At 56.4% G+C, this 367-nt stretch carries 1 protein-coding gene; it reads right to left on the bottom strand.

Going from position 1 to position 367, the window contains the following annotated elements; genetic code table 11:
• A partial coding sequence (locus E4487_RS24260; RefSeq protein WP_257229496.1) for a DUF3304 domain-containing protein occupies positions 1-297 on the bottom strand: 297 nt, incomplete at its 3' end.
• Positions 298-367: the final 70 nt, after the last annotated feature.

Here is a 367-nt window from a genome sequence, read left to right as displayed (position 1 = left end):
GTCCAGATTGGGGCTCCAGAACAGACGAATCTGATCACCGGGAAAGAAGTGCACATGCAGGTACTTGTCTTGCCGGGTACGAGGCGGGCTGGACACTTGTCGGGTGATGGTTTCCTCACGCAGCCCAGCATCGTACTGAGCTTGGGTGGTGCTCTTGATCCATTGCACGGTCAGCACATCGCCTTCGATACGCGTGCAGCATACTGCCCCACCATTCCCCCCCCAGGCCTCATTGACGAAATAGCTGAAGACAGGTCGATCCGTATGATTGTGTCCATACAAGATTGCGCCGGGCATACGGGTGTAAGCCCAGGCTACGTAGGCGAGCACTAGCGCTACCGGCAACAGCAGTTTGATCAGTGATCTG

The organism is Pseudomonas sp. BMW13 (assembly GCF_013357275.1).
Classification (GTDB): domain Bacteria; phylum Pseudomonadota; class Gammaproteobacteria; order Pseudomonadales; family Pseudomonadaceae; genus Aquipseudomonas; species Aquipseudomonas khazarica.
The sequence above is the reverse complement of the archived record's forward strand: the minus strand, read 5'-3'. Positions and strand labels throughout refer to the sequence as shown.